The 26289-nt window shown below is 46.2% G+C and carries 26 protein-coding genes, 1 pseudogene and 1 other annotated feature; of the genes and pseudogenes, 16 read left to right on the top strand and 11 right to left on the bottom strand.

All coding sequences use genetic code 11. The features are described from left to right. Positions 1 to 71: 71 nt before the first annotated feature. Positions 72 to 1064 carry a siderophore ABC transporter substrate-binding protein gene (locus tag B2751_RS12855; protein WP_290775135.1) on the bottom strand — a complete coding sequence of 331 codons (993 nt, stop codon included), beginning with the start codon at positions 1062 to 1064 and terminating at the stop codon, positions 72 to 74. A 382-nt stretch (positions 1065 to 1446) separates the two neighbouring features. Between B2751_RS12855 and B2751_RS12860 the strand changes: the two genes are divergently transcribed. From B2751_RS12860 to B2751_RS12875, 4 genes are all read left to right on the top strand, one after another. Then, on the top strand, positions 1447 to 2403 hold the full coding sequence (locus B2751_RS12860) for a sensor domain-containing diguanylate cyclase (protein ID WP_290775137.1): 957 nt from the start codon (positions 1447 to 1449) through the stop codon (positions 2401 to 2403). 237 nt (positions 2404 to 2640) lie between these two features. After that, positions 2641 to 4656, top strand: coding sequence for a BglG family transcription antiterminator (locus tag B2751_RS12865; protein WP_290775139.1), 2016 nt, complete (start codon positions 2641 to 2643; stop codon positions 4654 to 4656). A gap of 3 nt (positions 4657 to 4659) precedes the next feature. Further along, the gene (locus tag B2751_RS12870) at positions 4660 to 4926 is read left to right on the top strand and encodes a PTS sugar transporter subunit IIB (protein WP_290775141.1); all 267 of its coding nucleotides are present in this window, start codon (positions 4660 to 4662) and stop codon (positions 4924 to 4926) included. Between the two features lie 32 nt (positions 4927 to 4958). After that, positions 4959 to 6221 (top strand): PTS ascorbate transporter subunit IIC, encoded by a 1263-nt coding sequence (locus B2751_RS12875; RefSeq protein WP_290775143.1) that lies wholly within the window; start codon positions 4959 to 4961, stop codon positions 6219 to 6221. 110 nt (positions 6222 to 6331) lie between these two features. Here the strand turns inward: B2751_RS12875 and B2751_RS12880 are convergent, their stop codons facing one another. Then, on the bottom strand, positions 6332 to 6889 hold the full coding sequence (locus B2751_RS12880; protein WP_290775145.1) for a hypothetical protein: 558 nt from the start codon (positions 6887 to 6889) through the stop codon (positions 6332 to 6334). Positions 6890 to 7143: 254 nt separating this feature from the next. On the opposite strand from B2751_RS12880, the gene nikA reads away from it, so the two are divergent. Genes nikA through B2751_RS12905 form a run of 5 tightly spaced genes read left to right on the top strand, consistent with a single transcriptional unit; the run spans position 7144 to position 12147 of the window. After that, positions 7144 to 8754 (top strand): nickel ABC transporter substrate-binding protein, encoded by a 1611-nt coding sequence (gene nikA, locus B2751_RS12885; protein ID WP_290775147.1) that lies wholly within the window; start codon positions 7144 to 7146, stop codon positions 8752 to 8754. A 12-nt stretch (positions 8755 to 8766) separates the two neighbouring features. Next, entirely contained in the window at positions 8767 to 9708 is a 942-nt protein-coding gene (gene nikB, locus B2751_RS12890; protein WP_290757121.1) for a nickel ABC transporter permease, read from the top strand. Continuing rightward, positions 9705 to 10550, top strand: a complete 846-nt coding sequence (gene nikC / locus B2751_RS12895; protein ID WP_396210746.1) for a nickel ABC transporter permease subunit NikC — start codon at positions 9705 to 9707, stop codon at positions 10548 to 10550. The genes nikB and nikC overlap by 4 nt, the downstream gene beginning before the upstream one ends. Beyond that, complete coding sequence (locus B2751_RS12900) at positions 10547 to 11353, top strand: ABC transporter ATP-binding protein (RefSeq protein ID WP_396210745.1); 807 nt, start codon at positions 10547 to 10549, stop codon at positions 11351 to 11353. The genes nikC and B2751_RS12900 overlap by 4 nt, the downstream gene beginning before the upstream one ends. Then, entirely contained in the window at positions 11350 to 12147 is a 798-nt protein-coding gene (locus tag B2751_RS12905; RefSeq protein ID WP_290775149.1) for an ATP-binding cassette domain-containing protein, read from the top strand. The genes B2751_RS12900 and B2751_RS12905 overlap by 4 nt, the downstream gene beginning before the upstream one ends. Before the next feature lie 46 nt (positions 12148 to 12193). Here B2751_RS12905 and B2751_RS12910 read toward each other — a convergent pair whose 3' ends face one another. The 4 genes from B2751_RS12910 to B2751_RS12925 form a co-directional block, all read right to left on the bottom strand. Next, positions 12194 to 12964 carry an ABC transporter permease subunit gene (locus B2751_RS12910; protein ID WP_290775151.1) on the bottom strand — a complete coding sequence of 257 codons (771 nt, stop codon included), beginning with the start codon at positions 12962 to 12964 and terminating at the stop codon, positions 12194 to 12196. Beyond that, entirely contained in the window at positions 12961 to 13845 is an 885-nt protein-coding gene (locus tag B2751_RS12915) for an ABC transporter ATP-binding protein (RefSeq protein WP_290775153.1), read from the bottom strand. Before B2751_RS12915 ends, B2751_RS12910 begins: the two co-directional genes overlap by 4 nt. Further along, positions 13842 to 14069, bottom strand: coding sequence for a PLD nuclease N-terminal domain-containing protein (locus B2751_RS12920; RefSeq protein WP_290775155.1), 228 nt, complete (start codon positions 14067 to 14069; stop codon positions 13842 to 13844). Before B2751_RS12920 ends, B2751_RS12915 begins: the two co-directional genes overlap by 4 nt. 99 nt (positions 14070 to 14168) lie before the next feature. Then, positions 14169 to 14687: a transcriptional regulator gene (locus B2751_RS12925; RefSeq protein WP_290775157.1), complete on the bottom strand. Its 519-nt coding sequence runs from the start codon at positions 14685 to 14687 to the stop codon at positions 14169 to 14171. 151 nt (positions 14688 to 14838) lie between these two features. Here B2751_RS12925 and B2751_RS12930 point away from each other — a divergent pair, with 151 nt between their 5' ends. Beyond that, on the top strand, positions 14839 to 15087 hold the full coding sequence (locus B2751_RS12930; RefSeq protein ID WP_035408387.1) for a hypothetical protein: 249 nt from the start codon (positions 14839 to 14841) through the stop codon (positions 15085 to 15087). Positions 15088 to 15142: 55 nt separating this feature from the next. Here the strand turns inward: B2751_RS12930 and solA are convergent, their stop codons facing one another. The 3 genes from solA to B2751_RS12945 all read right to left on the bottom strand — a co-directional run bounded on the left by solA (position 15143) and on the right by B2751_RS12945 (position 19059). Then, positions 15143 to 16285: an N-methyl-L-tryptophan oxidase gene (solA, locus tag B2751_RS12935; protein WP_290775159.1), complete on the bottom strand. Its 1143-nt coding sequence runs from the start codon at positions 16283 to 16285 to the stop codon at positions 15143 to 15145. A 70-nt stretch (positions 16286 to 16355) separates the two neighbouring features. Further along, positions 16356 to 18101 carry a methyl-accepting chemotaxis protein gene (locus B2751_RS12940; RefSeq protein WP_290775161.1) on the bottom strand — a complete coding sequence of 582 codons (1746 nt, stop codon included), beginning with the start codon at positions 18099 to 18101 and terminating at the stop codon, positions 16356 to 16358. Between the two features lie 487 nt (positions 18102 to 18588). Further along, positions 18589 to 19059, bottom strand: a complete 471-nt coding sequence (locus B2751_RS12945) for a DUF2975 domain-containing protein (protein WP_290749714.1) — start codon at positions 19057 to 19059, stop codon at positions 18589 to 18591. Positions 19060 to 19205: 146 nt separating this feature from the next. Here B2751_RS12945 and B2751_RS12950 point away from each other — a divergent pair, with 146 nt between their 5' ends. From B2751_RS12950 to B2751_RS12960, 3 genes are all read left to right on the top strand, one after another. Next, complete coding sequence (locus tag B2751_RS12950) at positions 19206 to 19430, top strand: DUF2188 domain-containing protein (RefSeq protein ID WP_290775163.1); 225 nt, start codon at positions 19206 to 19208, stop codon at positions 19428 to 19430. Positions 19431 to 19567: 137 nt separating this feature from the next. Continuing rightward, positions 19568 to 19777 (top strand): helix-turn-helix transcriptional regulator, encoded by a 210-nt coding sequence (locus tag B2751_RS12955; RefSeq protein WP_290775165.1) that lies wholly within the window; start codon positions 19568 to 19570, stop codon positions 19775 to 19777. After that, a complete protein-coding gene (locus B2751_RS12960) occupies positions 19770 to 20153 on the top strand; it encodes a hypothetical protein (protein ID WP_290775167.1) in 384 nt (127 codons plus the stop codon). The genes B2751_RS12955 and B2751_RS12960 overlap by 8 nt, the downstream gene beginning before the upstream one ends. Positions 20154 to 20463: 310 nt before the next feature. On the opposite strand, the gene B2751_RS12965 is transcribed toward B2751_RS12960, so the two are convergent. Together B2751_RS12965 and B2751_RS12970 are read right to left on the bottom strand one after the other, a co-directional pair. Further along, complete coding sequence (locus B2751_RS12965) at positions 20464 to 21378, bottom strand: hypothetical protein (protein ID WP_035408373.1); 915 nt, start codon at positions 21376 to 21378, stop codon at positions 20464 to 20466. A gap of 109 nt (positions 21379 to 21487) precedes the next feature. Then, positions 21488 to 22039: a GNAT family N-acetyltransferase gene (locus B2751_RS12970; protein ID WP_290775169.1), complete on the bottom strand. Its 552-nt coding sequence runs from the start codon at positions 22037 to 22039 to the stop codon at positions 21488 to 21490. A gap of 84 nt (positions 22040 to 22123) precedes the next feature. Next, positions 22124 to 22369, top strand: a binding site (T-box leader). A 58-nt stretch (positions 22370 to 22427) separates the two neighbouring features. Here B2751_RS12970 and ileS point away from each other — a divergent pair. The 3 genes and pseudogenes from ileS to B2751_RS12985 form a co-directional block, all read left to right on the top strand. After that, positions 22428 to 25508, top strand: a complete 3081-nt coding sequence (gene ileS / locus B2751_RS12975) for an isoleucine--tRNA ligase (RefSeq protein WP_290775171.1) — start codon at positions 22428 to 22430, stop codon at positions 25506 to 25508. 10 nt (positions 25509 to 25518) lie between these two features. Next, positions 25519 to 26004, top strand: coding sequence for an SMI1/KNR4 family protein (locus B2751_RS12980; protein WP_290775174.1), 486 nt, complete (start codon positions 25519 to 25521; stop codon positions 26002 to 26004). 16 nt (positions 26005 to 26020) lie between these two features. Next, positions 26021 to 26289, top strand: a pseudogene (locus tag B2751_RS12985) (GNAT family N-acetyltransferase); the annotation flags it as partial.

Consider the following 26289-nt stretch of genomic DNA (forward strand, 5'->3'; position numbering starts at 1 on the left):
ACAAACGACAGAAAAGGAAGGTCGAGCGGGTGGCTCAACTCTTCCATTCATTTGTTGCTGTGCATGTGCCATTACTTCTTGAGCGCTTTCGCGATGTCAGTGAAGAATTCCGAGTACGTCTGGATCGATTCATTTAAGTACGTATCTTTTGGTGCATAGACGATGTTGTCGTCTTTGATTGCTTTGGTTTTTTGCAGAGCAGGCGCACGGTCGATGACATCTTGCGCCGGTACGGCACCTTCTGCGTTTCCGAGTGGCGCGTCACGGTCAAGGACGAGTAACCAGTCCGGGTTACTTTGAGCGATCGCTTCGACCGAGACTTCATCACCTTGATCGTTCCCTGATTTTTGTTTAACTTCGAGCGCTGGTTTCCAGTCGAACAAATCATACATCGGTCCGAAGACACGTCCACTCATCGGCGCTGAGAATCCAATATCGCCACCCGAGACGATGACCGACATGACGCTGTCCTGTCCGTTATACGATTTTTTGACGTCTTTGATCGATTGCTCGAGTGTCGTCACGAGCTGATCCGCTTCTTGTTTTTTATCGAAGATCTGTCCGAGTGTCTCAGTCGTATCTTCAAGTCCTTTGACGAGTAACTCACCTGGCGTACCAGAGTTTTCCGGTAATGCGATGTCAAGATCGATGACAGCGGCGTTTGGAACGAGTTTTTTGATGTCTTCATAATGATCAGCGAAACGCTGCCCGACGATGACGACGTCCGGATTGACACCAGCGATCGCTTCGAGGTTCGGTTCGAAGTGCATGCCGACATCGACGATATCCTTATCTTTTGCATAAGGTGACTCAGCCGGGAGCAGTCCGACTGGTGCTGCAACAAGTTCGACGTCCCATGCGGCAAGCGTCTCAAATGTCCGGTTATCGAGTGCGACGACTTTCTTCGGATCAACCGGAACGTTGACCGTTCCATGTGCGTCTTTGATTTTGATCGTCTTTGGTGCCTCGGCGTCCTTCTTCGTGTCTGCTTCTCCTGCGTTCCCGCATGCTGCGAGTAAAACAGCAAGCGAACTCACGACGAGTGGTGTTTTCCATTTCCCCATGATGACTCAGCTCCTCATATTTGATTTGATAACTCATAAATCACAAATTGAGTAGCAGATGGATTATGTATGTCTACGTGATTAATCTGTTCTCAATAAGTGATAATGATTATCATTGTCATGTTCACTGAGAATCATAGCAAACGAATTCGGAAGACGCAACGCCATTTTCCAAGGAATTACCTGGAACAGTTTTTTACTTCTATAAACTATACAAAAATAAAAAAATGATAATCCTTCTCATTTGGATGTAGAAATAGGACCATCGGACGCTTTTGAGCGACAGAGGTTTAGACGACTTCAAAAAGAGAAAGTGGTAATATATGTATCAAATTTTCAAATCAGAGACACCGCAGAAGACGACTTTGAAATGAGGTGCTGTATGAATCAACCATTTGAAGAATTGAAGATGTATCAAAATTTTGATGAGCTCGCAGACGATGTACTCGATTTCGCAAAAGAAATTTTACCGGATCAGATGTTGTACTTATCAGCAATCGAAGCAGGACAACAACGGATGTTAAAGATTGCAAACGATAAAGCAGATATTCCGATGGTAGAAGGCATGCAAATTGAATTGAACCAATCATTATGTAAACTGGTTGATTTCGAGACGAAACAGCCGGTCGTCCTCGAAGATATTCCGAACGCGGAACAACTCGGCGATTGGCGAAAAGGTTTGGAGGAGGCTCACGTCCGGTCCTACTTAGGGATTCCGATCGTCTTGACGAGCGGGGAAACGTTCGGCACGTTATGTGCGATCAATAATCGGGTCAGCTTGTATGAACAGAAGAATGTTCAGCTATTGCAACGGATCGTCCGACTCTTTTTGTACTACTTAGAACTTGAGCGTCATGCTTGGAAGGATGCGTTGACAGGACTGCATAATCGGCGTTACTTAACGAAGCAGTTCGAGGATCATCCCGGACAGACAGGAGCGGTGTTCTTCCTTGATCTCGATGGCTTTAAGCAAGTCAACGACGTCTTTGGACACGAGACGGGGGACATTGTTTTGCAAGAGGTCGCGCAACGTCTGCGACAGTTCGTGCGCGAACAAGACGATGCGATGGCCGTGCGCCTAGGAGGCGATGAGTTCATCCTCCATTTCGGTCATGCTGATTCGAAGGAAGGGTGGGAGCGACTCGCGAAGCGGATCGTCACTTCGTTAAGTGAGTGGGAAACAGACTACCGAGTGTCAACAAGTATCGGGATTGTGATATATGACACCGAATTTCGTCCAGAGTTAAAAGTCTTGCTACAGCAGGCAGATGTCGCGCTATATGCCGCTAAGTCGTCAGGAAAGAATACGTATCAGTTTTATGAGTTAGTAAAAGAGTAAAGTCTACCATGCCCATGAATATTTGTTCGTTACAGAACAGGATGCTTGTTTTAGTATGGTAAAGTACAAATAAAAATTAAATTACTTGTAAAACACTCATGTAGCGAATGAGTGTTTTTTTGTGTAGAAAAAGTAGAGACAGTTTTTTGTCATGAGCCAGAACAAACTTCAATCGTAAACGCTTACAAAAAGCGGCTGTTTTCGTTTTATACTGAATGCGTAGGAGGGCCTCCACTAATGTTACTGAACGAGAAAAGCAAACGAATCCTTCATGTGATTCTTCATGAAGAGATCGTACAAATTCCATTTTTATTAACTATCTTACCGTATTCCAAACGCACTTTGGAGTATGAAATCGAACGTATTCAGGAATGGCTAGGATATCATCACTTCCCATTGATTGATGTGAATGGATCGATTTTAACGATTCCAGCTGATAAGGGGATTAGAGAAAAGCTAGAGAAGGCTGAATTAATCTTTTCGGAAGAAGAACGTGAATTGTTGATCACGTTCTATACGATGATGGAAGACGATTTTGTATCTTCCGTTCATTATCAACAGTTGTTGAATGTATCGAAATTTACTGTGCAAGAAAGCTTAAACGCTGTGAAAAAAGATGCCGTTCAATTTGGAATTACACTCAATTATTCTCGAAAAGATGGATATCACTTCTACGGACATCTACAAACTATTTATTTGTATATGTATCGAGCGATTGAGCGCTTAATTCGACTTTCTACGAAAAATGATTTGATGGCTATGATCGTTGATGATTGGTCAGAGCGTTTAATTAAAGCGAAACAACAAATCGAATCATATGAAGCACAACAACAATTTCAATTTGTAGAAGAGCATCGAGAAAAACTTTCTTATTTTTTGATGATGGGTCGATCGCTAGCAATAAAGGAAATCGTTCCGAGTGAAGAACCGCTGTTCATGAAAGACATTGATTTGACACTCATTTCGTATTTCGAAGAACGAACACTATTCGTTGATACGTTAGATCTTCTTATTCAAAGCGGTCCGAAGATAGAAGAGGAAATTCAAAAAGATCTTCATATTCGCCTTTCTGCAGTCATGCATGAGGTAATTACTCATTTTGAGACGATTTCTTGCACTTTCATTATCGAAAAAGAAGCTCTTTGTGAAAAGTTAGTACTTCACTCGAAAGCTACGATGCAACGTCTTTATTCAGGTTTGGAATCTTCATCGGAATTGAAGCGGTATGTCATGGAGGAACATCAAGTTTTACATGTTCTTGTATCGAAAGCACTAGAACCATTCCGCAAATTGATGAATCAAGATATACCAGATGTCGAAGTCATGTACTATACGCTTCACTTTGCTACACATCTAAATCAGCAAGGAGAGCAATTGGATAAAAAGTTAAAGGCAATTGTCGTCTGTCCAAGTGGGATTAGCGTATCGCATATGCTCGATTACATTCTCAAAAATCAATTTCCTGAGATTGTATTTTTACCACCGGTGTCACAACGAGAAGTCGGTCAATTCGTGGAAATCATCGATGTCATTTTTACGACAGTTCCGTTAGAAGAGAGCATTCATTTACAGGCAGATGTCATGCTTGTACCTACATTACCAACACGTTTTGAGCAAATTACATTAAGACGTTCGGTAGAGCAACGTTTTCTAAAACGAAACCAAGCAGATGGAATTCAATTGGAAGATTTAATTGCTGTCATCAAACAACATGCAACGATCGATAGTGAATCGGCGTTGCGACAGGCTTTAAATCAGTTGTTATTTCCAAAACAACAAAAACTGCTACAAGGAGGACAACCGGTGCTAAATGATTTAATCACAACAAACCAAATACAGCTACACCAACGTGTGGATTCGTGGATGGATGCCATTCGAGTGGCAGCAAGCCCTTTACTGCTCGAGAAGAAAATTCAACCGTCGTACATCGAGACGATGATTCAAAACGTTGAGTCTCATGGTCCATATATTGTTTTGATGCCAAATGTGGCGATTCCGCACGCACGACCAGAAGACGGAGTACTTCAACTAGGAATGAGTATTTTGAAATTAGAAGAACCTGTTTTATTTCCACAAGATAAAGAAGTCCGTCTGTTCTTTGTTCTTGCCGCCATTGATCAAACAACACATCTTAAAGCGCTAAGTCAGCTGACGAATCTTTTAGGAAATCAAGTGGATGTCACACGTTTGCTAGAAGCAAACTCTGTAGCAGAAATTGAAACAATCATCGAACCATATTCTGAGGAGGACTAAATCATGAAGAAAATTTTAGTAGTATGTGGAAACGGACTTGGATCAAGCTTCATCATGGAACTCAACGTTAAAAAGGCACTTGAACAAATGGGAAAAGAGGCAGATGTTTCTCATACGGATCTATCGACGGCTCAAACTGAACCTGCTGATATTTATCTAGGCGCAAAAGATATCATTGTTTCGCTCGACAACGGTACACGCGATATCGTTGCACTTGAAAATGTCATGAATATCGAAGACATCAAAACACAACTTAGTACGAGACTTTAAGTAAAAACACTTAAAAGAAGGGGGGACTGACCTTGCTTGATTTACTTATGCGAGATATTTTAGGAACGCCAGCAATCCTGCTCGGTATATTTGCTCTTGTTGGATTACTGTTGCAAAAAAAGGATATTGCGACAGTGGTTTCGGGAACACTCAAGACGATCATGGGCTTTATCATTATCGGCGCAGGAGCCGGTGTCATCATCGCAGCACTCGAAATCTTTAGTAAAATGTTCGATCATGCATTCAGCATTCGGGGAATCATTCCAAATAACGAAGCAATCGTAGCAGTTGCTCAAGATGCATTTGGTGTAGAGACTGCAATGATCATGGTGTTCGGAATGGTCATGAACATTGTTTTGGCACGGTTTACACCATTTAAGTACATCTTCTTGACTGGACATCATACGTTATTTATGGCGAGTTTACTTGCAGCAATTCTTTCAGTTTCCGGATTGAGCGGTGTTCTATTAGTTGTTGTAGGTTCGATTCTACTTGGATTATGTATGGTTCTTTTTCCAGCACTCTTACAACCATTCGTTCGACAAATCACTGGTTCTGATGACTTTGCAGTTGGGCACTTTGGTTCTCTCGGATACTTTATTTCTGGAACGATCGGAAAATATGCGGGAAATAAAGAACACTCAACGGAGCAAATCAAGGTACCTAAACAATTAGGATTCTTAAGAGATACATCTGTTGCCGTCTCTTTGACGATGACGTTACTCTTTGTTGTCGTTGCATTATTTGCCGGACCAGGATTCATTGAAAAAGAATTATCGAGTGGATCGAACTATATCGTTTTCTCTATCATTCAAGCGATTACGTTCGCGGCAGGAGTCTACATCGTACTTGCCGGTGTTCGGATGTTAATTTCAGAAATCGTACCAGCATTCAAAGGAATCGCGGATAAACTCGTACCGAATGCAAAACCGGCGCTAGATTGTCCAACAGTCTTCCCATTCGCGCCAAACGCGGTCATCATCGGTTTTCTATCTAGTTTTGTCGCTGGATTGATTTCAATGTTCTTCTTACCTTTACTCGGATTATCAATCATCGTTCCTGGATTAGTGCCTCACTTCTTTACAGGTGCTGCTGCCGGCGTATTCGGTAATGCGACTGGGGGAAGACGGGGTGCAATACTTGGATCGTTTGCAAACGGTATTCTCATCAGCTTTTTACCAGCCTTCCTTCTACCGTTACTCGGAAATCTCGGTTTCGAAGGAACGACATTCGGAGATTCTGACTTTGCATTCGTCGGAATTTTGATTAGCTGGATTGTTTCTCTATTCAGTTAAATAAGCGTATTGATTACTTAGCTCGTTATAAAAAAAATTGAGCGATCCATTTCTAATCATCGAAAAAAGACCTGATGCTTCTGAAATCATTCAGAAACAGTCAGGTCTTTTTAATTGCTATGTAGACGATGGACGATCCGAATGATGTCTTTTTTCAGACGGTCAGGAAACCTGAGACACAACGTCTCGACACACTTCACAGGATCCTCATTCTCTAACAAGCGGAGGGCTTCCTTTACGACTGGATCATGTGATTCGGTGACTTCAGAAGATTTAGCAGTCAAATCTCCTGATTGATTAATCAGGTAAAACAATACCGTATGTACGGACACAAGTACGATTTTCGTCGCGAGAGAAATCGTGATGGACTCAATGTAGAGATCCATCCAAAGCAAGACACTTAAACTTACCCAAAAATTCACTACGGCAAAGAGTACGTTCGAGATAGGGCGCTTAAAAAGTCCACCGAACGCACGCATCGTTCCGTCGAAGATGACGCTAACAAGTAGACTCGCGAGATAGAAACATAAGAGAAACACAAGGCAACCAACGAACGAGTCGTAGGAAACATCTCCGACGGATAAAATCAGCCCATCGATCATTAGCAAAGGAAGAACTAAGAGGAGAGCGAGAAACACAAGCGAGACGGAGGAAACCAGTCGTGACATAACATCATCCTTTCAATACGAATCGTCTTGTTGCACAAGAGACATATCCTACAAATTAGGATACCGTTTAACGTATTTGATTACAATTATTTACAAAAAAGAGACGTGCTCAGAACGTGGCTCAGTTAAGTGTGGAAACCCTGTCAAAAAGCGCTTAAAGTCCAGTCAACATCTAGATTATTCATTGACAATCCTTATCTTTCCCTCTTACAATTGAAAATGATTATCAATACAAGTTGGGGGATCTGCTTACAATGAACGTTAACCGTAAAAAATTACTGATTTCTACCGTCTCGATCCTGTCTTTGACATCATTATTGATCGGCTGCTCGAACCCGGGCGAGTCGACAGGAGAGCGAAAAGATAAAGATACATTGACGCTCGCGTGGCCACGCGACGTTGGAACAATGAACCCACACGTCTATAACCCATCACAACTGTTTGCACAGTCGATGATCTATGAGCCACTCGTCCACTACGGCGAAGGTGGAAAGCTTGAGCCATACTTAGCCTCATCTTGGAAGATTTCTGAAGACGGAAAAACGTATACGTTCACGCTCCGTGACGGCGTCAAGTTCTCAGACGGTTCGACGTTCGACGCAGCCATCGTCAAAAAGAATTTTGATGCGATCCTTAAACAAAAAGCCTTACATAGCTGGCTTGGGTTCATCACGAAAATCGAGAAGACGGAAGCGGTTGATGCGAAGACATTCCGTCTGACATTATCCGAAGCCTATTACCCGACGATTCAGGAACTCGCGGTCGTCCGTCCGGTACGTTTCCTCGGAGAGGCTGGATTCCCGGAGAACGGCGATACATCGAAAGGTGTCAAAAAGGAAGTCGGGACAGGTCCATGGATGCTCGACGAGTACAAACCGGATCAGTACGCGACGTTTAAGGTCAACAAGAACTACTGGGGACCGAAGCCGAACGTCGATCACATCAAGGTCGACATCATCCCGGATGCGGAGACACGTGTCTTAGCACTCGAAAAAGGACAGGTTGATCTGATTTACGGGGAAGGGGCGATCAGCATCGATGCCTTCAACCAGTTGAAGACGGATAAGTCGTACAAAACGCAGATGTCTGAACCAGTCGCGACGCGTCTCCTCGTCTTGAACACGAAAAATAAACGTCTGTCTGACGAACGCGTCCGCCAGGCGTTACAGCACGGGTTCGATAAAGCCGCCCTCGTTGAAGGAATCACGTCGGGATTAGAATCTCCAGCTGATTACTTGTTGCCACCGAACATGCCGTACACATCGAACTTGAAAGTGAAGCAACGGGATTATGACGTCAAGGAAGCGAATCGTCTTCTTGACGAAGCAGGTTGGAAACTTCCGAAAGGTGAGAAGGTTCGCGTCAAAGACGGTCAACCGCTGCAAATCGGGATGATGTATGACGCAGCAGAACAGGTCCAAAAGGCGATGGCCGAGACACTTCAGTCGGAATGGTCAAAAATCGGTGTCGAGCTGAAGACAGAAGCCGTCGAACTACCGGATCAAGTCCAGCGCTTCAAGGATAACCGGTTTGATATCAACTTCTACAGTAACTTCGGTGCGCCGTATGATCCGCATACGTTCGTGAACTTGATTGATACGGATGGCTTCGGCTTCAAGGAAGCGATTTCGGCTTATCCGAATAAAGAACAACTGTTGCAAGAGATCAAAGATGTCTTGAAGACGACGGACGAAACAAAGCGTCAGAAGATGTACGCCGACATTCTGCCATCGCTCCAAGATCAAGGTGCGTTAATTCCAATCTCGTACTTGAAGAAGATGGCGATCTATCAATCGGATGTGACGAACTTCCAGTTCCCAGCGAACCGAGACGAGAGTCCATTCGCGCGTATCGGAATCAAGTAAAGGAGGGATGACATGGGGGTCTTCCTCGTCAAACGTATATTATCCGTCATCCCAATCTTGTTACTTGCGGTCTTGATTCTGACAGGGTTGATTCATTTGTCACCGGTTGATCCGGCACAGGCCTATCTATCTGCTGCCCATATCCAGCCGACGGATGAACTGCTCGCGGCAAAACGAGCAGAATTCGGACTCGATCAACCGTTTTATAAACAATATATCGATGCTGTCATCCGCTTGGCGCAGCTCGATTTCGGAACATCATATCTATCGGGTAAACCGGTCCTTGAAGATGTCTTGCTCCGTTTACCACCGACAGTCGAACTGGCTTTGACGAGTCTGTTGCTGGCGCTTGTCATCAGTATTCCACTCGGGTTCCTTGCCGGCATTAAGAAAAATGGCTTCTTTGACCATCTGAGTCGGGGAATCGCCTTCATCGGGGCTTCGATTCCGTCGTTTTGGCTCGGGTATCTGTTCATCTTCTTCTTTGCCGTAAAGCTTGATTGGTTTCCAGTCGGCGGGACAGGAAGTGTGATGCACTTGATTTTACCGGCATTGACACTCGCGTTTCCGTTGATTGCCCTTTATACACGATTGCTGCGCGGAAGTGTGATTGAAGCATTGAATGAACCATATGTCTTGTTTGCCCGGACACGTGGATTAAAGGAAGGACGGATTCTTGGCAAACACGTCCTTCGGATGGCGATTCCGCCGATGATCACCGGTCTTGGGATGAACCTCGGGAAGTTGCTGACGGGAACGATCATCGTTGAGACCGTTTTCTCGTGGCCCGGCTTCGGTCGCTACTTCATCGAAGCGATCTTTGATCGAGACATGCCGGTCATCCAAGGCTACGTCTTTCTCGCGGCACTCGTCTTCATCGGCAGCAGTTTGCTCGTCGATATCATTCAAGCCGTACTCGATCCACGACTAGCGAAAAAAGGAGGGGCAGTATGAATACTCCACTTCCAGCAACGATGATCCGGTCGCGATATACGCCGCTACTTTATCTTTGTGCCCTCGTCTTGATTGGCATGGCAGGCGTTGCGTTGTTTGCACCGTGGATTGCGCCACATGATCCGAATCTCGTCGACTTGACGCGAAAGCTTCATGGACCTTCGTCAGCCTATCCACTCGGAACCGACCAGCTCGGACGTTGTCTCTTTTCGCGCTTGATCTATGGTGCGCGGATCTCACTCGGGTGTGCCGTGTTGATTTTCATCGCCTCACTTGCAATCGGACTGTTCGTCGGAACACTTGCCGGCTATCGTGGCGGTTGGGTCGATCAACTCTTAATGCGTCTGTGCGACGGCGTAATGGCGTTTCCGAGTCTGATACTCGTCCTCGGTCTCGTCGGTATCTTTGGTCCGGGTCTCAAGCAGGTCATCATCGCCTTGATGCTCGTCCAGTGGGTTTATTACGCGCGGATGTTCCGCGGAATGGTCATGACGTTGAAAACGGAAGCGTTCATCGCGGCTGCTCGCGTCAACGGTTCGTCTTCATGGAAGATTATCCGGACGCACATCCTGCCGAACATCTTACCGCCGCTACTCGTCATTGGGACGCTTGAGATGGGCTGGGCGATCATGGATATCTCGGCGATGTCGTTCCTCGGGCTTGGTGTCCAGTCACCGACAGCCGAGTGGGGCGCGATGATTCATGAAGGAAAATCGTACATCCGGACGAATCCGGAGTTGATGATTTATCCAGGACTCGCGATCATGTTCGTCATCATTAGCTTTAATCTAGTAGGAGAACAGTTAGCAGAACGATTCGGTGTTTCGAAAACGATGAAATGAGAGGAGGTGCCCGTATCGAACCGATCTTAGCTGTCGACGGTCTGACCGTCCGTACGAAACAACAGATGACATTGATTGAAAAGGTATCGTTCTCGATTCAACCAGGCCAAATCCTCGGTCTCGTCGGAGAAAGTGGTTGCGGGAAGACAGTGACGAGTCTTGCGTTGATGCGTCTGCTTAATCCGCGAACGACAGACGTGACCGGTGATATCCGACTGAACGGAAAATCAATCTTTTCCTTATCGGAACGCGCTGTTCGGTCGATTCGGGGTGGTGAGATCGCATTCATCATGCAAAATCCGATGAGTGCCTTCACACCAGTTTATTCGATCGGGCACCAGATGATCGAGACGATTCAAACCCATTCACGTTGTTCAAAGCGTGAAGCGAAACAGCAAGCGATGACGGCACTTGAAGAAGTTAATCTAACAGATGCCGCCCGGTTGCTCAAAGCTTATCCGTTCGAGCTGAGTGGCGGGATGTTGCAACGGATCATGATCGCATTAGCCGTCGCCCTTCGCCCGAGCGTCCTGATTGCCGACGAACCAACGACCGCGCTCGACGTCTTCAATCAAAAGACGGTTCTTGAGTTACTTGAACGGATGCGGGCGACCTACGGAACGGCGATGTTACTCATCTCGCACGATCTGGGTGTGATCGCTGAACTTGCAGACGAAGTCCTCGTCATGCAACAAGGACGGATCGTCGAACAGGCGGATGTCTTTGAATTGTTTGATCGACCGCAGCATCCGTATACGCAGTCACTTCTCGCACAGCATATCGGAAGGGAGGCGTTCGGATGAGTCTACTGCAAATTGATCAAGTCTCGCATGTCTACAAGCGCAGGTTTCAACCAGCACAGATTGTCTTACACGAAGTCTCATTGACGCTTGAAGCCGGACGCTGTCTCGGGTTGCTCGGATCGAGCGGTGCCGGGAAAAGTACGCTCGGACGACTATTGCTCGGACTCGAACGTCCCTCGAGCGGAACGATCTGGTTTAACGGTGTCGATCGCCACGCGACAAAACGTCCGTTTCAAGGTGACGTCCAAGTCGTCTTTCAGGACTCGTTTGCTGCCGTCAATCCGAAACTGACAGCGGCTGATATCATTGCGGAACCGCTTGATAACTTCATTCGTTTAAAGGGAGATGCGCGGCAACAACGTCTCGTCACGCTTATCGAACAAGTCGGGCTCAAGGCGACGGATTTGACGAAATATCCGGCGCAGTTCAGTGGCGGGCAACTCCAGCGGATCGCAATTGCGCGAGCGATTGCTGCCGAACCACGCCTGATCGTTTTAGACGAAGCGGTCAGTAGTCTCGACATGGTCAATAAACGATTGATTCTCGCTTTGCTAGCTGATTTAAAGCGAAAACACGGCTTAACATATGTCTTCATCACCCATGACATTAAAGCTGCCGAGCAACTCTGTGACAGCTTTGCAATTTTGGAGCAGGGACGCCTTGTCGGTCATTACCCGAGTCTAGCGGCGTTCGATGCTGCGACGGATCCTGCCGTTGAACGGATGCGTCAAGCGAAGCTTGCCATGCACCCAAGACAACGAACGATTCGAAAGACACAACCAAACAAAGGATAACGGACTGCTGAACGCTTCCGTTATCCTTTTTTGTTGTAGAGCCGGATCAGTAAGCCGTTTTTCGGAACCGAAGTGCCGACCAGACGAGTGTGAGGACAATCCAAACGAGACAAGAAATGACACCGAACAGATGGGACGAAGAAAAAAACGATGTGTTCGATGGGACTGACAGAAGCGCACCAGGCATGAAAAATAGAACGTCTGGCATTAGTGAAGGCAGTGCAACAAGTAGTAAAGACACGACGAGCGATAGGATGCCAATCGGTACAGCGCGTTGCAAGAAGGTGCTGATCAGTAATGTCAGACTAACGACGAACAACGTCCAAAGACTAAAATCGAGGATGATGCGTAGCGCAAGCATCGGCGAAAGGAATCCGAACCAATAGACGGTCAGACAATAGGACGTGAGTGCTCCGATTAGAATTCCGAATAAACTGATCATACCGTGACTGAACCATTTCGATAGCAGATAGACATTCCGAGAAACGGGACGCGTTAAAATGAAATCCTGCATGCCGGTTTGGCGATCTGACGCTAACAGTCCCATGAAGCTCATGATCAGAACGATCAAGCCAAGCTGATTGAACTGTCCATGAATCGTTGCGCTGAAGACGTCAAGTGATTGCGGAGCAGGACGATTCGGGTCAACGATGATGCCATCCGCGTTTCCGACGTGTGCGAGTAAGACATCCATATACATCAACAGCAATGGTTGCGTCACGCCGAGAGCAATGAAAAACAGCGGTAACCAGACGATTTTCCATTCTTTCCATGCTTCCAACCACTCGGTCCATGTCAGTGTATAAAACGTCCTCATACGTCCGCCACCATATCGAGGAACCGTTCCTCGAGTCCAATCGGGTGATAGGCGATCGAAGCAATCGACCATCCCTGTTGAATCAAGGTGGTCGCTAACTCTGAAAGGTCAAGTGGCTGCTGTGCGGAGAACTGATAGCAGTTTGGGTTGATTCGATTAATCTCGACTCGTGGAAATAGTGTCGCAGAAAACGATAGGACAGGTGTAAGCGTCTCGACTTGAATCCGATATGGATCCACGTTGCGTTGATTGTCGAGTGGACCTAACAATTTTCCGTGTTTGATGACGAGGAAGCGGTCGCAACACGTTTTCGCATCTTCTAACAGGTGTGTCGAGACGATGATCGTCATCCGTTTCTTTAAACGGAGGATCAACTGATTGATATCATGCCGACCACTCGGATCAAGGGCGGAAGCTGGTTCATCGAGAATCAGAAATGTCGGTTCATGTAAGATCGCTTGGGCGATCCCGAGACGTTGACGCATTCCGCCGGACAAGCGTTCGGTGACTTCTGCTTGTTGAGCGTGGAGTCCAACTTCATGTAGAACGTCCGGAATCCGCTTATTTAACGTTGCACGATCAAGCCCCGACAAGTGACCGAAAAAACGCAGTGACTGTTCGCACGTCATCCAAGGTTTAAAGTCGGTCTGTTGGGATAAATAGCCGATCGATCGCTGCTGTTGCCGGATGGAGCGGGAAGACATCGTGATGGAACCACGATCACCCTCAATCATGCCGCTTAGACATTTCAGGAGTGTCGTCTTTCCGGCACCATTTGGACCAATCAGTCCGAGACATTCATGTTCGTGAATCGTAAAGGAAATATCGTCTAGGATAAGACGTCGTTGAAGTGAAAGCTGGAGATTGGAAATCTGAATCATGCTGTCGTCCTCCTTCCGAGGACGAAGTAGAGAATCGAGCCAATCGGCTGGACGAGGAGAATGACCATTAACCATATCGCCGGTGTCGCGATCCGGTCCTTGCGTCTAAACCAATCGATACAGGCGCAGCTGAGTAGAATCAGATTGATAGAGAGGTAAATCAATAATAGGGGCAGAAGTCGTTCCCAGTCGATTTGTGATAAGGCAGAGAAATCTGTATTCATAAAAACCCTCCTTTTCTATTACCATTATCAATAATGAAAATAGAAAAGTCAATAAAAGATGTACTGATAAAAAAACACTCTCCTGAATACAGAGAGTGTTTACGGTAAGATGACGAGTGAGACGGTCCGTTCTTTTGCCTGGTCTTCCGTCTCCAAGTGATGATATTTTTCGAGCAATGTCCGCATGTCCTGTTGGAAATCATTGAAGGTTTCATCCGTCAGCTGCAGTTTAACAATCGAGAACGTCGAGTGGTCCTGACCTTCCGTTTTAACGGTCTGTTCGAAGTATGTTTGGTACTGCTGTAAGACATACATGAAGTAGAACGAGACGAAATTCACTTTTTCGTCGTACATCGCACTGTTCCAGTCTGCTTCGCTAATTTGATAACCGCTTGTGTTTAAAGCATATATTTTCTCCTCGACTTTTCCGACACGCTGAACGGCAACGACTTTCAACAACTGATCGTCCATCATCGCATTGACTTGCCGGTATAAGGTCGACTGCGGTACATCCGTTAGGCGTTGATTCAGTTGCATGATTGATAAACCATCTTCGAGATCAATCAATTCAAGTGCAATTTTAAAACGGACATGGTTTTTAAATAGATTAAAGTTCATGATGCATCTAACTCCTTCATCGATGAGATTCCTGAAACTATCATATCATGCTACTAATGGTATTCTTAAAAATGATAATGTAAAAAGAAAGGAAATTTCAATTAAATCGAGAATAGTCTACAATGACACTAATTGGAAAAGGAGCGTTCCTATGAAAGATCCTAACTATCGATACGGTACATATGCACTTATCACAAGCTTTTTCTTATTTTTCATTGTTCAGATATTCCGAGCATATGTGGAATTATCACCGGAATTTGCTGGCGAAGCACTGGAAGAATATCATTTGATGTACTTTCCAATCATCGCATTAGTCGTTGGAGTTGTCTTATTTATCAACGGCTGGTGGAAATCGACGGAAGCACAACATAAAGCCTTGTCGAATTCAGAGCAAAAATAACGTATGCAAGTTAAAAAGACCGTCAACGAAATTCTCGTTGACGGTCTTTTTAGGTTTATTCACTGACTTTCGTAAATCGCTCAATCGAAAATGGTGCAATCGGTTCAGGAGTCGATTTTTCGATGACTAGTTCACTAAGGACTTTTCCGACTAAGCTGCTGAACTTGAATCCGTGACCGGAAAAGCCGGCGGCGATCGCGATGTGCGGATAGTCCGGGTGCAGATCGATGATGAAGTCCTCATCTGGTGTCATCGTATAAAGACATGCTTTACCATGAGATAAGGTATCGATCGAGGGTATGAATGTGTTCGTGAACTGTCGTAAATCTGCCAGATCACCGGCTTCTTGACCAAATGGACGGCGTGGATGATTCGGATCAACCGGGATACCACCATCGTGCCGTCCGATTTTCAGACCGGCTTGAGCGATGCTTGGAAAACCGTAATAATAACCGGCGGGTGTATCAAAGGCAAAAGCAGGGAACGCCGCATCGTTAAATACTTCTTCCGCTGCTTCAAACCAGGCAAACGTCTTTCGGACCGGGCGAAGCGGTAAGGAGAGGCCGGTCTGTTCGAGCAACGGACCAGACCAAGCCCCGGCTGCGACGATCAACGCGTCAGCTGAATAGATGTCTGATCCAACCGTCACGTCAACACCAGTGGCATGAGCAGTAAGCGTCGTCACTGTTGCATTCGTCCGGATGTCGACACCGTTCGCGACAGCAAGGTCCCGGTATGCTTCAATACAATCCTCGCATTTCAATACACCAGACGTCGGTTCAAAACAACCGATATAATCGTCGGGCATCGTTAAGCCGGACCAGCGGATTCTAACTTCCTCAGCCGTCAGGACCTCGAGCGGTAAATCGTATTGCGCTGCACTCTTGATGATCGTCTGCATCGAACGGGACGAGCGTTGACCGGCATTCAAGACTCCGGTGTTCAGGAACAAGCTCCGACCACTGACCTGTTCTAACTCGTACCATAAGCGTTGCGCAGTTAACGCGAGCGGTACGTAAGCTTCCCCTTCACCATAGGCATGGCGGATAATCCGTGTCTCCCCGTGATGACTTGCTTGATCATGCGGCGGATTGTGGGCGTCTAGTAGTAAGATTTTTTGATTGGTTCGTGAAAGATAGTAACCGGCAGCCATTCCCATGGATCCGGCACCGACGATGATGACATCATATTGGGACATGTGGTTCGACTCCTTCATATGTATATTCATACCAGTATAAAGTGAGAACCAAAACATGACAAATGAGATATCAAATCTCGAAGCGACGGGCTTCTTGTTCTAAGTGTTCCGTTCGTGCGTTTAAATCACCGACGAGCGTATGCAACGTCGTGATCGTCGCAATCATCTGTTCAGACGCAGCGGCGACTTCCTCGTTACTTGCCGTATGCTCTTCCGCGACAGCGGCAATTTCCGTCAAGGCATTGCGAATGAATCGTTCTGCCTGCAAGACGTCTTCCATCTGTTGGGTCATCTGCTGTGTTGCTGACGAGACGTGCGTGACTTGATCCGTCAACCGTTCGAACGTTGTATCTGTATCGAGAACGATCTGTTCACCGGCTGCTGTTGCTTCAACCGTCGTCTTGAAACTGTGTTGCATCTGTTGCGCACTGTCTTCAATCGAGGTGACGATTGTTGCGATTTCACTGACACTACTTGCGACGTGACTTGAGAGATTCTTGACCTCGGTCGCAACGACGGCGAAGCCTTTGCCTTGTTCGCCAGCCCGTGCTGCTTCGATCGCGGCATTGAGGGCAAGTAGATTCGTCTGCTCGGAAATACCGCGGATAATGCCGACGAGCGTTTGGATATCCGATGATTGCTGTTTCAGTAGATCAATCTGTTCAGCAGACTGGGTGACATGTTGATGAATGTGGCGCATCTGTTCGACAGAAGCAGACATTTGATCCCGTCCGACTCGTGTCAGTATTGCCATCTGATCCGTCGTTCCTTGAATTTCGACACCAGACTGATTCGTCGTCTCGATCAATGCTGCGAACTGATTCATCTCGTCATTCAATGAAAGCGTGACTTGCGTCTGACTTTCTGTTCCGGTCGCGATTTCCGACATCGTATGAGCGATTTGCTCAGATCCGTCGAGTACTTCTGTTGTACTTTGATCAATCGATTGACTCGTCGTCGAGACGAGAGTGGCTGTCTGTTTGATATCAACGATCATCGTCCGCAGCATCTCATTCATATCACGAATCGAGATCGCAAGCGCATAGATTTCGTCCTTTGAAGCGATTGTCAAATCGCTCAACGTCTGTTTCGCCTGATCCAGTCGTCCGTCGGCAATCAAGGCAGCGACTTTCTGTAACGTCTCGAGCGGACGTAATTTTCGACCGAGCACGATGTAGAGCAAGACGAGGGTGATCGTTAACAGCAGGAGCATTAACCCGATGAAAATCGGAGCGTTTTGTTGTAATAGATCCGTCGTAAGCGCATCGACTTCCTTCGCAGCGATGTCGGTTCCAAGAATGCCGATGACTTGACCGGACGCATCTTTTAACGGAACGTAGATGCTCATATACTGCCCATACACAGGATCATTAATGATGTCCGTCGCATGTGTGTCGCCTTTTAATACATCCTGCATATCCGCGACTTTTGCACCGCTTGCTGGCGCATCAATTTTAGCCGCATCTTTCTTTGGGAGACCGTCAATCAGCAAACGGACCTTATTTTGGTCGATGTGTGCTGTGTATGCATACAGGAGTCCGTTTTGCTTACGTAATGTATCAAGTTCATTTCGTAACGTTTCATATTGCTCAGACGCGATAGGCGATTGTAGAAATTCGCTGTAAGCCGCCGTGTCGAATGTCTTGCTGATGCGTAAGGCATCTTTTTCAGCAGTCGCTTTCAGTGTTGAGACTGCCGTTTGTTTCGTATTGAAATATAAAGCCAAACTACTAAAAACAAAAAAGGCAATCAAAATCAAACTGATCATTACTAAAAGACGTGTTCGGATGGAATGGTTCTTGGTTGTGTTCTTCACGTGTAACTAGTCCTCTCAACTCATATTTTCTATTTATAATTCATTTATCGGTCGGTAAAATACATATTAAACAGGACCTTTTAACGATTTTTTTATGCCACCGCTGGAAGACAAACTATTTCTTCTAAAAAAAAGGATTTATCAAGAATGATTCAGGGCACATATTAAATAGAAAAAAATACAAATTGAGGGAAGAGGGATCGAGATGGAAAGTGAAGTCGATCATCGAATCAAGGCAAGACATGTATATGAAAATGAATTACGAAGACACGCGGTCAGTACAAAAAAAGCGAGCTTTCGTCTGATGACATGTCTACGTTGTCAATCAAAAATCCTGTTAAAGCAAGGACATCAGGACAGCCATCAATGTGACGCGAACTAAAAAAATCCCACTCTTAAGAGCGGGATTAAATAAAGTGTTAGATAGAACAGGCAACAGTTAGAATAAAAAAATAATCATGAACGTTTATTCTTCGGTCGTGGACGTTTAAGATTTCATAGGCAACACATAGTGTAATAATAATTGTTGGATACAGGCAAGTAGCGTTCCGATTGTCAACGGAGCAAGAATCAAACCCATTCCGATGATAATCAGACCAGGCGCGTCGTCAATCTGACCAATATAGAAAAAGACGGGAAAGAGACATGCCGTTAAAATGGCGACGATATAAAAAGACAATTTCATCGATTGAATGGAAGCTGTGATGAGCGGAAAAGCTGGAGGAGTCATCGACATGTATCGGAGGATGCGGAGCGCATGGAATAAAATCAAAAGAGTCGGGATGAAGATAAGGTATGCGGTCAATAGAACACTGTAGCCAGGTCGCTCGAGTAACAAGTTTTTCGTGATACCATGCCAGACAAGTGGGATACCAAGACCAGCTAAACCGAACAGACTGAAGATGATACCGAAGACGATAAAGCGTAAAAACCGAACTTGCCAGACGAAATGATTCACGATATCAACTCCTTTCGAGGCAACAAACGTTTCTTTTAGTATACTGCATATCCCGAGAGGCTAGTAGAAAATTCAAGTGAAGAGGCAACCGCACTTTAAAATAGTGTCATGTAGGTGAAATAGATTAAGGAAATGGAGGTCACGTGATGAAACGAGAACAACATGTCACGCCGCATCCAAAAGGTGGCTATCAAGTGAAAGCTGCCGGTGCGACTCGAGCAACCAAACGATTCGCTACACAAAAAGAAGCGATTGCAGAAGGGCGTCGCATTGCGAAAAATCAGAAGACAGAGCTTGTCATTCATAACAAAGAGGGACAGATTCGCGAAAAAGATTCTTACGGACATGATCCATTTCCACCACGAGGTTGAGCTATCATATATGACACGTTCTGATCATGAGAGCGTGTCTTTTTAATGATTGTCATGTCAAAAGTTTTTGACATAATGATGGAAGTTCATTACAGTTGAGATGTAAAAAGAATTTGACACGTCGTGGAGGAATGAACATGAGAAACCACATCAAAGAGCGACGTCTAGCGGCAAAATTATCGCAACAAGAACTGGCTGACCATTGTCAGGTCAGTCGGCAGACGATCAATGCGATTGAAAACAACAAGTATGATCCGACTTTACAATTAGCGTTTAATATCGCCAAAGTCTTGCAGATACAAGTTGATCATCTGTTCATTTCAGGACAGGAGGAGAGAAATGTCTAAGAAAAAAACGGTTCTATTTTTAGTAACGCTCGTGATAGTAGCGAGCCTTACCGTCTTCAGTATGATTTTCGAAAATAATGTTACGTTCTTCTCGATCGTTCAATTGGCAATTCTGTTGATCATGTTCTTCTCGTATTTTACGTGGGCACGGTCAGGAGAGGACGAGCGTCCGGTACCTGATGATGAACTTGGAGAAAAGATTACGATGGAGAGCGGGCTCGTTAGCTACAAAATTCTGATTGTCCTGATTTTTGGATTCATCTGTCTTGATTACTTTTTACATGAATCAGCGAATCTGTTATTGATCGTTTTGTTCGCGATTGCTTTAGTTACACTACCAATCATTGAGTTTATGAAAGCACGTTCCTATCGATGAAGCGGTTTGGAACGGAAAGAAATAAAGCATGGAAGAACAACAATAATGATATCACTACTGATGGTACATCTACTATATTATATGGAATGTGCCTGCACGGTCAGTTTGCATCATGCACGAAAAGCGATTGAGCTTGCTCCACTAGATGTTGCTTATTATGAATTTATCTTGTTTTTTTGCGGGCAATCCTCATGTCTATCTGTTTAAAGAAGAAATAACTGATACCCACAAACGGATCAAAGGATTGCATAAATGATGAAAAAAATACCTAGATGAGATGACTAATAATCTCTTCTAGGAATTTTTTTTATTATTTTGTCAGTACTGGTGAAATCAATGTAGTAACTGTATTGTTTCCTTCTGCAGTTACACGAAGATTTGTCACACCCGTCACATCAACATCAAAGTCGATTGGGTCATCGCCATATACAACATCATAGCGACCAAGTTCTTTTCCGTTATTGTCGGAGAATACAAGTGTCATTTTGTCATCTGGATAAGCATGACTTAAGTGGCTAGAACTTTTTGTTAAGGATTCTTCTGTTAAAAGTGATAATTGTCCAGTTAACTTTTTATATTTACGATTCAAACTAAATGTAGCAAATTCATCATTGAAGAACCCTGATAAGATCACGTTTTGATTATTTAGTTTACCATTTACTAAAATGGATTGATTATTTTCAATCCAATCAAATGATGAAGCACCGTTATGAATCGATGAAAGTGATGTACCTGAAAGTGGTGTTCCGACTTCATAAGCGGTAGAAGTCTCGATTAGAGGTAATCCTGAAAGGTCTGCTAACAATTGTAATGGTACGTATGGCGTTTTACCAAGCATCAACAAACTTTCTGTATTTTTGTACTTACCAGTTACGACTGCTCCGTCTGTGACAAGTGATTTTGAAGATGCGAGAAGGCGATACCCAGTCGAAAGCTCTTTGATCTTCTTTTTGTTCCCTTCGTTCTCGATTTGAAGATTCTTGTACTTAGTATCAAGTGATTTATAAGACTTTGAAAGGCTCGTGTGCTGTCCTTGTAACGTCTTATAGGCGTTTTCCGACTTCTTTGTTTTTTTCTTTTCGTCGGCTAGTTGTTTTTGGAGTGCTGCTTTTTCCTTTTTCAGTTTAGCCACTTCTTTTGAACTTGAACTTGCTTCAACGATTGATGTCTGCATGACACCGAATGCTAATGATGATACAAGACCTGCTGCGATCCATTTCTTCAAGATGGTTCCCCCTTAAATGACAAAAATGATTTCTTACACCTAACAGTATATTCCAATATCATCTTTTTAGATTTCAATCATTTTGAAATGAAGGGAATGTTTTTATAGATTAAATTTGAAACCAATCACTTCGCAATATCGAGTACATATACAAATCATCGAACTGACCACGTGTTTTCTCATATTGACGAAGCAACCCTTCACGCTGGAATCTAAGTCGTTCAAGCAATCGTTGCGATGTGGCATTATCGGGTAAAACGAGTGCTTCGATTCGGTTGAGCGAAAGTTCCTTAAAACCATATTCGATCACCGCAAGCGCTGCTTCCTTCGCGATGCCTTGTCCCTGATAGGCAGGGTTCAGCTCAAACCCGATTTCAGCCCGCTGATGGCGTTCCGATTGATTCAAGAAACCGCAACTACCGATGATGACATCGTCTTCTGATAAAGCGATCCCAAAACGGATGCCCGTACCCTCACGACGAATCGAAGCGTACCAATCAATCTCTTCGAGGGCGTCAGCTTCCGATTGAAACGGAGCGAGTCCCATCTGTTTGACGACGTGTTCGTCTGATAAATAAGCGAGGACACTCGTAGCATCTGTGGGTAACACTTCGCGTAAGGCGAGACGGTTCGTTTTAAGTGTTGGGAAAGTATGTACCATTCAAAAAACTCCTTTTCAATAAAATGTAAAAAAGTGTTGTTCAACGTTTAAGGCATATGGTAAGATTCTCCACAACAAGAGCATATCATTTCGTTGACGAGAAAGAGTAATGATTGTTCCTCTGCCTTACAGAAAACCGGGATTGCTGAGAACCGGAAGCCAGATCAATCATGAAGATCCTCTCTGAGAAGTCACGCTGAACCATTCAGTAAGTGTGACCGGGTGTCCACCGTTACATGGAATGCACATGATAGTGTGCAACTAAGTGCTGTCGAGAACGAGTATTCTCGACGGAATATGGGTGGTATCGCGGTGAAGTCCGTCCCTGTCAAAGGGGGCGGACTTTTTTTGTATTCTCTTAGTTACCGATTAAAGGAGCGAACAAGAGATGACGTCACAAAACCAAGCAGAAACCGTACAACAACGCGAGGAGCGTGTCCGAAACAGATGGAAACAAGACCAGGTCTTCGCACGATCGATTGAACAACGCACGGAAGCGGAATTCGTATTCTACGAAGGACCTCCGACTGCGAACGGACTACCCCACGTCGGTCATGCGCTCGGACGAACCGTCAAGGATACCGTCGCCCGCTATAAGACGATGAAAGGGTTTCGGGTCGAGCGAAAAGCCGGCTGGGATACGCATGGACTACCGGTCGAACTCGGTGTCGAGAAACAACTCGGCATCTCCGGCAAACAAGCGATCGAAGACTATGGTATTGAAGCATTCATCGCACGCTGTAAGGAAAGTGTCTTCTCCTACGAAGCACAGTGGCGCTCCTTCACGGAAAAACTCGGCTACTGGGTCGATATGGATGACCCTTACGTGACGATGGAGGACGAGTATATCGAAAGCGTCTGGCATATCCTCGGGACGATCCATGACAAAGGCTGGTTGACGAAGGGACACCGTGTGTCACCGTATTGTCCGAGCTGCCAGACATCACTCAGTTCCCATGAAGTCGCGCAAGGCTATCAGGACGTGACGGACTTATCGGCGACGGTTAAACTCCCAATCGTCGACATGGAGCAGACATTTCTGCTTGCGTGGACGACGACACCTTGGACGTTACCGGCAAACGTCGCGGTGGCGGTTCATCCGGAATTGACGTACGTCACGGTAGCGTTTGAAGGAGAGCGATTCATTGTCGCTAAAGCGTTAGTCGCTGAACTGTTCTCGGAATCCGTCGAGGTCGTATCCGAACAGCTCGGTGCGGAACTCGTCGGCTTGCGTTATGAACCACCGTTTGATTTCGTGACGCCAGAGAACGGTCATACGGTCGTCGGGGCGTCCTTCGTCCAAGCAACGAGCGGAACCGGACTTGTCCATCTTGCTCCAGCGTACGGGGAAGAAGATTACCGGGTCGTCCGGGAAAACGGACTGTCATTCGTTAATGTCGTCGACGCTGCTGGGTGTTACACGGATGCCGTTCCACCACTCGTTGGTCGATTCGTCAAAGAGTCAGACGTCGCAATCATCCAGCTGCTCGCTGAACGGGGACGCTTGTTTGCGAAAAAACGCTATACGCACAGCTATCCGCATTGTTGGCGATGTGACTCACCACTGCTCTATTACGCACAAGACAACTGGTTCATCGAGACGACGACCGTCAAGGAACAACTCCTTGCGAACAATGCATCTGTGACGTGGTATCCCGATCACGTCAAGGAAGGGCGGTTCGGAAAGTTCCTTGATCAACTCGTCGACTGGAACATCAGTCGCAATCGCTACTGGGGCACCCCACTGAACGTCTGGGAGTGTGAAGCGTGTGATACGACGTTCGTTCCGAAAAACAAGGCGGACTTGTTGCACCGCACGACATCGACGGAATCTGTCGAGTTGCATAAACCATACGTTGATGCGTTATCGGTCTCGTGTCCGACGTGTCAGGGTGTGATGCACCGGACACCAGAAGTCATCGATGTCTGGTTTGATAGCGGAGCGATGCCGTTCGCGCAACAGCATTATCCGTCAGGGACGCAGACGCTTAACCGCTATCCAGCCGATGTCGTCATCGAAGGCATCGATCAGACGCGGGGCTGGTTCTACAGTTTGCAAGCGATCTCGACACTCTTCACGGGACAGCCTGCCTATAAGCGCGTCCTCGCACTCGGGCACGTCCTCGATGAGAACGGACAGAAGATGTCGAAGAGTCGTGGGAATGCCCTCGATCCGGTGGCGTTAATCGAAGCATATGGTGCTGATAGCCTACGCTGGGCACTACTCGTCGACAGCAGTCCGTGGAGTGCGAAACGGTTTGCTGAGCGGATCGTCCAAGAAGCAAAATCAAAACTAGTCGATACACTGGATCATGCCGTCCAGTTCTATCTGACGTATGCCGAACTGGACGGATTTGATGGCTCACGTCCGCAAAAACGGACGCGTCTCGACGAATGGTTGCTCTCGCGAGTCCATCAGACGACGCAAGACGTGACGGTTGCGATGGACGACTATCAACTGACACAAGCAACACGGAGCATTGCGACACTCGTGGATGAGATTAGCAATTGGTACATCCGTCGTTCACGAGAACGGTTCTGGCAAGTCGACTGGACGGAAGAAAAACAAGCCGCGTACGCGACGCTTCACGTTGCACTCTCGACGACGGCACGACTACTCGCTCCGTTCACGCCGTATCTTGCCGATGATGTCTATCAGCGATTGACGGGAATGAGCGTTCATGTAGCGGATTATCCGGTTGCCGATCCAAAGATGCTCCGACCTGATCTGGAATACGAAATGGCACAGGTTGTCTCTGTCGTCGAGTTAGGACGACAAGTTCGTAATACGCATGCCTTAAAAGTCAAACAACCGCTTGCTAGCTTAGGCGTCCAATCGAGTGAAACCTTTTCGTGGTCGGACTATACGGCAATCATTCAAGAGGAACTGAATGTAAAAGACGTCCAAATCGTTCCGACGACGCAAGCGACGACACGGTTCCGTCTTAAACTGAACTTCCGCGCAGCCGGAGCGAAATTCGCACAGCAAGCGAACGCGATCCATCAATGGCTACAACAATTGTCTGCACAGGAGACTTCCTACTTGCTTGAGACAGGAAGATTAATCTACCGGACCACATCAGGCGATGAAGTCGAGGTGCGTCAAGCGGACGTCATCGTCGAACCAATCGTCCAGACGGGCTTTGCTGCTGCGACGAGTGGTGGACTCACCGTGACGCTCGATACGCGGATCACGGAATCACTGGAGCAGGAACGCTGGATGCGGGAGCTCGTCCGTTATATCCAGTCGGAACGAAAGGCACGAGCGTTATCGCGGGATGCCCGAATCGATCTCGTCTTGTCGGTCGATGCGACGTTCCAACCAATCGTTGAGACGTTTGAGCCTTTGTTATTCAAACATCTTGCCTTATCCTCCATGCGAACTGAATCGCTACAGGGAGCAGGAGATATCCAGCTAGGCGGACACGATGTCAGTGTTTCGTTCGCATCAACGAAAGAATACTGTTAAGGAGAAGATCATGATTGCATTAGAAACATTAAAAGGTCGCCTCGTCGACAGTTTGTTAGAGGTTCAAAAAGAAGACGGATATGTTGCCCGAGAACGTTTCATCTTTAACCGAGGAGCAACGGACGAACAGCTCGCTCTGTTACCTGACTGGACGGCAGACGACTATCAGGCGTTCTTGCGTCAACATAACGGGGCGAAGCTGTTTCAGCACGAAACGTTATCCTACAACGATGGATTCGAACTCTTTTCGATCGAGGATTGCCTGACGTATAGCGAGATTTGGGAATGTCCCGAAAACTTCTTAGCGATCGGTGCAGGACCAGACGGGGAGTGGATCGTCTACGAGATGAATCGCCCGGCAGGAAATCGGATCTGGAGTGGGGAATTTCTTAATTTCGAGGAATGGGAAGAAGACGCAATGCCGTTTGGCTTCGAGCGATGGCTCGACTACTTGATCGTCGCGCAAGGCACGCCATTTTGGGAATGGTTCCGGTAAGAGAGGAAGAGGTTCAGTGGATATTCAATTAAAGGTAGCGTCTCTTACAGACGCTCCGAAGCTTCACACGCTTCAACTCGAGGCGTTTTCAGAGACGCTCGAGCGGTATCAGGATTTTGCAACGAATCCGGCGAACGAATCGATCGATCGTGTCATTCACCGGATCACGCACCCGAGCAGTACGTTTCATCAAATCATCGTCGACGATGTCGTCGTCGGCGGGATTTGTGTCGTTGCGAAAGCACCGAGTCGCTACGCGATCAGTCCGATGTTCTTAGATCCAGC

Source organism: Exiguobacterium sp. UBA6282 (assembly GCF_002440475.1).
In the GTDB taxonomy this organism is placed as follows: domain Bacteria; phylum Bacillota; class Bacilli; order Exiguobacteriales; family Exiguobacteriaceae; genus Exiguobacterium_A.

Excerpts from the sequence above, each read along its gene's own strand:
- B2751_RS12855 (WP_290775135.1), bottom strand. The coding sequence starts at position 1,064 with ATGGGGAAATGGAAAACACCACTCGTCGTGAGTTCGCTTGCTGTTTTA.
- B2751_RS12860 (WP_290775137.1), top strand. The coding sequence starts at position 1,447 with ATGAATCAACCATTTGAAGAATTGAAGATGTATCAAAATTTTGATGAG.
- B2751_RS12865 (WP_290775139.1), top strand. The coding sequence starts at position 2,641 with ATGTTACTGAACGAGAAAAGCAAACGAATCCTTCATGTGATTCTTCAT.
- B2751_RS12870 (WP_290775141.1), top strand. The coding sequence starts at position 4,660 with ATGAAGAAAATTTTAGTAGTATGTGGAAACGGACTTGGATCAAGCTTC.
- B2751_RS12880 (WP_290775145.1), bottom strand. The coding sequence starts at position 6,889 with ATGTCACGACTGGTTTCCTCCGTCTCGCTTGTGTTTCTCGCTCTCCTC.
- nikA (WP_290775147.1), top strand. The coding sequence starts at position 7,144 with ATGAACGTTAACCGTAAAAAATTACTGATTTCTACCGTCTCGATCCTG.
- nikB (WP_290757121.1), top strand. The coding sequence starts at position 8,767 with ATGGGGGTCTTCCTCGTCAAACGTATATTATCCGTCATCCCAATCTTG.
- nikC (WP_396210746.1), top strand. The coding sequence starts at position 9,705 with ATGAATACTCCACTTCCAGCAACGATGATCCGGTCGCGATATACGCCG.
- B2751_RS12900 (WP_396210745.1), top strand. The coding sequence starts at position 10,547 with ATGAGAGGAGGTGCCCGTATCGAACCGATCTTAGCTGTCGACGGTCTG.
- B2751_RS12905 (WP_290775149.1), top strand. The coding sequence starts at position 11,350 with ATGAGTCTACTGCAAATTGATCAAGTCTCGCATGTCTACAAGCGCAGG.
- B2751_RS12910 (WP_290775151.1), bottom strand. The coding sequence starts at position 12,964 with ATGAGGACGTTTTATACACTGACATGGACCGAGTGGTTGGAAGCATGG.
- B2751_RS12915 (WP_290775153.1), bottom strand. The coding sequence starts at position 13,845 with ATGATTCAGATTTCCAATCTCCAGCTTTCACTTCAACGACGTCTTATC.
- B2751_RS12920 (WP_290775155.1), bottom strand. The coding sequence starts at position 14,069 with ATGAATACAGATTTCTCTGCCTTATCACAAATCGACTGGGAACGACTT.
- B2751_RS12925 (WP_290775157.1), bottom strand. The coding sequence starts at position 14,687 with ATGAACTTTAATCTATTTAAAAACCATGTCCGTTTTAAAATTGCACTT.
- B2751_RS12930 (WP_035408387.1), top strand. The coding sequence starts at position 14,839 with ATGAAAGATCCTAACTATCGATACGGTACATATGCACTTATCACAAGC.
- solA (WP_290775159.1), bottom strand. The coding sequence starts at position 16,285 with ATGTCCCAATATGATGTCATCATCGTCGGTGCCGGATCCATGGGAATG.
- B2751_RS12950 (WP_290775163.1), top strand. The coding sequence starts at position 19,206 with ATGAAACGAGAACAACATGTCACGCCGCATCCAAAAGGTGGCTATCAA.
- B2751_RS12955 (WP_290775165.1), top strand. The coding sequence starts at position 19,568 with ATGAGAAACCACATCAAAGAGCGACGTCTAGCGGCAAAATTATCGCAA.
- B2751_RS12960 (WP_290775167.1), top strand. The coding sequence starts at position 19,770 with ATGTCTAAGAAAAAAACGGTTCTATTTTTAGTAACGCTCGTGATAGTA.
- B2751_RS12970 (WP_290775169.1), bottom strand. The coding sequence starts at position 22,039 with ATGGTACATACTTTCCCAACACTTAAAACGAACCGTCTCGCCTTACGC.
- ileS (WP_290775171.1), top strand. The coding sequence starts at position 22,428 with ATGACGTCACAAAACCAAGCAGAAACCGTACAACAACGCGAGGAGCGT.
- B2751_RS12980 (WP_290775174.1), top strand. The coding sequence starts at position 25,519 with ATGATTGCATTAGAAACATTAAAAGGTCGCCTCGTCGACAGTTTGTTA.